At 62.6% G+C, this 3749-nt stretch carries 4 protein-coding genes; 2 read left to right on the top strand and 2 right to left on the bottom strand.

Annotation, left to right across the window (positions count from 1 at the left end; all coding sequences use genetic code 11):
- The coding region (locus tag EN994_RS22185; RefSeq protein ID WP_164746072.1) for an ABC transporter ATP-binding protein at nt 1-1570 on the top strand (1570 nt) is incomplete at its 5' end.
- A 35-nt stretch (nt 1571-1605) separates the two neighbouring features.
- Nucleotides 1606-2292 (top strand): isochorismatase family cysteine hydrolase, encoded by a 687-nt coding sequence (locus EN994_RS22180; RefSeq protein WP_063169486.1) that lies wholly within the window; start codon nt 1606-1608, stop codon nt 2290-2292.
- Nucleotides 2293-2298: 6 nt separating this feature from the next.
- Here the strand turns inward: EN994_RS22180 and EN994_RS22175 are convergent, their stop codons facing one another.
- The gene (locus tag EN994_RS22175; protein WP_013528961.1) at nt 2299-3240 is read right to left on the bottom strand and encodes an LLM class flavin-dependent oxidoreductase; all 942 of its coding nucleotides are present in this window, start codon (nt 3238-3240) and stop codon (nt 2299-2301) included.
- 110 nt (nt 3241-3350) lie between these two features.
- Nucleotides 3351-3506, bottom strand: coding sequence for a hypothetical protein (locus EN994_RS22170; protein WP_013528960.1), 156 nt, complete (start codon nt 3504-3506; stop codon nt 3351-3353).
- Nucleotides 3507-3749 lie beyond the last annotated feature (243 nt).

The following is a 3749-nucleotide window of genomic DNA, read 5'->3' as shown; positions in this document are numbered from 1 at the left end:
GATCATCATCGCCTCGGCCGGGCTGCTGGTAATCTATCTGCTCAACACGGTGCTGATGGCGGTCGTCACCTATTGGGGCCACATGCTTGGCATCAACATCGAGACCGAGATGCGGCGCAAGAGCTTCGATCATCTGCAGAAACTGTCGTTCCGCTTCTACGACAACCACAAGACCGGCCATCTCGTCGGTCGCGTCACCAAGGATCTCGAGGAGATCGGCGAGATCGCGCATCATGGCCCCGAGGACCTGTTCATCGCCATCATGACGTTCGCCGGCGCCTTCGTGCTGATGTTCACGGTCAACATGCATCTGGCGCTGATCACGGCGGTGATCGTGCCTCTGATCGCCTGGGTGACGATGCGCTACGGCGACCGCATGGAGCGCAACTGGCAGGCGCTCTACCGGCGTGTCGGCGATTTCAACGTCCGCATCGAGGAGAATGTCGGCGGCATGCGCGTCGTCCAGGCCTTCGCCAACGAGGAGCATGAGCGCACGCTGTTCGCACATGACAACCAGCGCTACCGCCAGACCAAGCTCGACGCCTACCGCATCATGTCGGCCAGCAATTCGCTGAACTACATGGGCATAAGGCTGATCCAGCTCGTGGTCATGATTGCCGGCAGCTACCTCGTCATTACGGGAGGCCTGAGCAATGGCGGCTTCGTCGGCTTCCTGCTTTTGGTCGGCGTCTTCGTGCGGCCGATCGAGAAGATCAATTCGGTGATCGAGACCTATCCAAAAGGCATTGCCGGCTTCCGCCGCTACACAGAGTTGCTCGACACCGAACCCGACATCGCCGACCGGCCCAGTGCCGTTACCGCCAGCGGCCTCAAGGGCTCCATCGAATATCGCGGTGTGAGCTTCGGCTATGGCGACGGCAAGCCGGTGCTCAGGGATATCGATCTCACCATCCGCGCCGGCGAAACCATCGCCTTCGTCGGGCCGTCAGGTGCCGGCAAGACCACCATATGCTCGCTGCTGCCGCGGTTCTACGAAGTCAGCGCCGGGCGGATCAGCATCGACGGCATCGATATCAGGGACATGACGCTCGCTTCGCTGCGCGGCCAGATCGGCATTGTCCAGCAGGATGTCTTCCTGTTCGGCGGCTCGATCCGCGAAAACATTGCCTATGGCCGTCTCGGCGCCTCCGACGACGCCATCGCCGATGCCGCGCGGCGGGCGCAGCTCGACGGCATGATATCAGGCCTGCCGGCCGGTTATGATACGATCATCGGCGAGCGCGGCGTAAAACTGTCCGGCGGCCAGAAGCAGCGGCTGGCGATTGCCCGTATGTTCTTGAAGAACCCGCCGATCCTGATCCTCGACGAGGCGACGTCGGCGCTCGACACCGAGACCGAGCGCGAAATCCAGAAGTCGCTGGCCGAACTTGCCGAGGGCCGAACCACGCTGGTCATCGCACACCGGCTGGCAACGATCCGCGGCGCCGACCGCATCGTCGTCGTCTCGGAGTCGGGCGTCGTCGAGCAGGGGTCGCACAGCGAACTGATCCGTGCCGGCGGCATCTATCGACGCCTGCACGACGCCCAGCATCTGGTGTCATCGCGTTGATCCACTATGGTAGCGGCCAAGCAGGGAGCCCCCGGATGATCAAGGCAACGCCCTTCGACTTTCCCTTTGACGGCAGGCTGGTGGCCGAAAACACCGCGCTGATCGTCATCGACCTGCAGCAGGATTTCCTGTCGACGACGGGCTACTTCGCCAGGCAGGGCTATGACCCGTCGCCTCTGAGGGCGATCCTGCCGACGGTGAGCCGGCTGATCGCGGCCGCGCGCAGGGCCGGCGTCAGGGTCATCCATACCAGGCAGGGCTATAGGGCCGACATGGCCGATATGACGCCTTACGAAAAATGGCGCCGCAAGCGCTCCGGTCTCGACGGCACCGATATCCTGCTGCGCTCGGGCACGGGGTTCCAGATCGTTCCGGAGATCGACGTGGCACCGCACGACATCATCGTCGACAAGACCTGCAACAGCGCCTTCACCTATACGGATTTCGAGCTTGTGCTCCGCGCGCAAGGCATCACGCATCTCATGTTTTCCGGATGCACGACGGATGTCTGCGTCCACACCACGCTGCGCGAAGCCTGCGACCGCAAGTTTCAATGCCTGACGATTTCCGACGCCTGCGCCAGCGGCGACAAACAAGCCCACGAGGCCGCGCTTCATATGGTGACGGTCGAAGATGGCGTCTTCGGCGCGCTGGCGGATTCGGGCGCTGTCATTGAAGGCCTGTCGCGGCTTGGCGACAGGCCCGAGGCAACAAAAGGCTGAAGGACTTCAGCCCGTTGCGCGCGTCTCCAATCCTGCACGAGACGCATATGCTCCAGGCTGGAATGCCTCGTGTTCGCGACGCGCCAGCGAATTGCGCAGCAGGGCGATCGTTTCCCGGCCGAGCGTTGCGATCTCGCGTGGCGTGTCGACGCCGACAATCATGAATTCATCGATCCCGAGGGCTGCATAGGCAAGCAGCGACAGGGCGGCCTGGGCTGGCGGCCCGGCAACATCGACCGCCTTGTGGCCGGAGGCGGAAGCACCCTGGTGAATCCCGACCGGAAGCGCGAAGCGCAGCTTGCCGGCCCGGCCATGTTCGGCGGCGGAGCGACGCACCCGCTCCATCAATTGCCGGATCTCGTCGATCGAGCCCGGCGCCAGTTCAAAGACATCGGCATGCCGGCCGGCCACCTTGAGCGCCGTTCCGGACTGCCCGCCCATGCGGATGACCAGGTCGGCGCCGTGCGGTCCCTTGCGCGGCACGTAGCCGCCCTTGATGCTGTAGAACGTTCCTTCGTGGTCGAAGGGCCGGTCGTTCGACCACAGCCGCTTCAGCAGCACCAGATATTCGTCTATTCGCTGCCAGATGACGGTGTGCCCGACCGGCCGTGTTTCGGCGTCGGCATCGCTCAGCGGCTCGCTGATCATTCTCAGCGCCAGGCGTCCGCCGCTTTGCCTGTCGATCGACGCCAGTTGTCGGGCCGCCACAGTCGGTTCGACCACGCCCGCCCAATGGGTGAGCACGACTTCCAGCGACGAGGTGCGATCGAGCACCTGGGCCGCAAGATCCATGTTGGTCAGCAGTCCGGCCGAATCGTCGACGACGATCTTGCGGAAGCCGCCGTCCTCGATCAGCCCGAGCTTGGTCGCGGTCTCGGCAAAGTCGTAGAAAAAGGGAACCGCGGCATCGGCGGTCTTGCCGGGAATATGCGTGAACTCGATCGGCATTGCCATGTCCTCCGTGGTGTCGGGCGCGCGAAAGCACGCCGAGGATTCGGTTCATTCAACTCCAATTGCCTGTAAGTGGTGGGGCAGCTAACCCCGGTCGATCTGACGACTCAGGGAATAAGACCCAGAACAACGGCCCCGGTGAACACGAACGCAAGGGCAAAGACGAGATAGGCGAAAGCCCCGGCATAGGCCGGGCGGAAGGTCTGGGCATTGGCCGCCCGCTGACCACTGCGATCCGTCTGGGCGTTCTGGATATAGGACATATCGACCTCCGTCTCGTCTGTTAATCTATAAAACTTGTAGACTTTGTCGATTGCTATTTTTCGGTCAAATCTAGAATAATTTTCTCTTAGGTGACGGGAAGTTGGTAGCCACTTGCTTACAGGGGCACTCGGGCGGCCGATCCGTATGGCGCGTCCGTTTTCGGGTCTGCGTCCGAATGGACCTATGGCCTTGCCCTCGCGGCACTCAATTCGTGGATTGGCCGCCCGAGTGCCCCTGTAAGC

It is taken from the genome of Mesorhizobium sp. M7A.F.Ca.CA.002.09.1.1 (assembly GCF_003998555.1).
Taxonomy (GTDB): domain Bacteria; phylum Pseudomonadota; class Alphaproteobacteria; order Rhizobiales; family Rhizobiaceae; genus Mesorhizobium; species Mesorhizobium ciceri.
The sequence above is the reverse complement of the archived record's forward strand: the minus strand, read 5'-3'. Positions and strand labels throughout refer to the sequence as shown.